The sequence below is a fragment of the Psychrobacter sp. 1U2 genome, from assembly GCF_051847575.1.
On record NZ_JBPYDC010000280.1, the window covers coordinates 1 to 1268 of the forward strand.

The window sequence follows — 1268 nt, forward strand, 5'->3', positions numbered from 1 at the left end:
AGTTTTGATTCTGCATATTGAGTATATGGACATTGATTAAAAAAGCTGATGATGTCATTCAGATCCATAGCAATATAGCTTCCATGCACACTCAACATAGCTTGGAACTGATTTACAATCCTATCAACCTGCTTAAGCTCACAGCAAACCACACCATCTATGACGTTATTAATCTCCACAAATCTACGACTGGTTCTTATGCCAATTAACAATTCTGCACCTGACTGTTCTTTTAATGCACTAAGACCTTCTTCATTCCACTCATCGTCAAATAAAAAGAAAGCGCAGCAACAAGGTACGCTAAAGTCACCTTTAGGATCATACATTTTAAATTGTATTTTTAGTTTCCAGTCGTTGATAATATCATCTGGTATAGAGTATTTTGAGCCTGTTGATTTAGTAGATTTAGGCTGAAAATCTTGGTCTGTAATACTGTTTCCATTATCTTTTGATGGTTTAGTTTTGAGGTTAACTTCATCAAGTGTTCGCTGTACATTATTCACTGTAATTCCTTTTATGATCTAAAATAGCTCTATCTGAAGTACGCTGCCATAGCATTTTCATAAAGTTTACTGAACATAATAGCAGAGCTTATTCGGTGGATTACACCTTATCTACATCTTCTACGAGAGTTTGACAAGCGAAAAGCAGGATTGGCTCCAAAAACCCAAGCCCTCAAAATCGCAAACCAAAACCCTCTCAATTCACATCTCAGTTATTTTAATCCCAACCACTTTAATTCTAGTTATTTTCAATAAAGTCATTGATTTGTCGAGTGATTATCTTCCATAGTTTGACTTGCGAGGCTCGGCTGCCTGCACCCATATGCGGGGTTAGAATGATGCGAGGATGACCTTCATTGGCAAGCTGGACAATCGGGTCATTTTCACCGGCAGGTTCTTGTTCAAAGACATCAGTAGCATAGCCGAGTATTTGCTCCTGTCTGACTGCGCTAGCTAAGGCCTCGCTATCGACAATCTTGCCACGTGCGACGTTGACCAGTAGCGGTTTTTTGCTCATTTTGCTTAGAGTATCTTGGTTAATGAGATGTTTTGTTTCCTCGGTGAGCGGGCAATGTATGGTGATGACATCTGACTTGCTGAGGACGGTTTCAAAGTCGGTGTAGTCGTCATTACGAGGCTTGCAACCTTGGCGCTCTGCCCATAGGACGTTCATGTCATAGGCTTTGGCAAGCTTGGTAATCCGCTTACCAATGTCACCGATACCAATCATACCGATGGTTAAGCCCTCGAGGTCAATGGCCTCAG

Annotated in this window: 2 protein-coding genes; both read right to left on the minus strand. The window is 40.9% G+C overall.

Features of this window, described 5'->3' with window-relative positions; translation table 11 throughout:
* Nucleotides 1-503, minus strand: a 503-nt coding sequence (locus ACS8FD_RS15160) for a hypothetical protein (RefSeq protein ID WP_439276459.1), incomplete at its 3' end; no start/stop codon positions are given.
* A gap of 238 nt (nt 504-741) precedes the next feature.
* A partial coding sequence (locus ACS8FD_RS15165; RefSeq protein ID WP_439276460.1) for an NAD(P)-dependent oxidoreductase occupies nt 742-1268 on the minus strand: 527 nt, incomplete at its 5' end.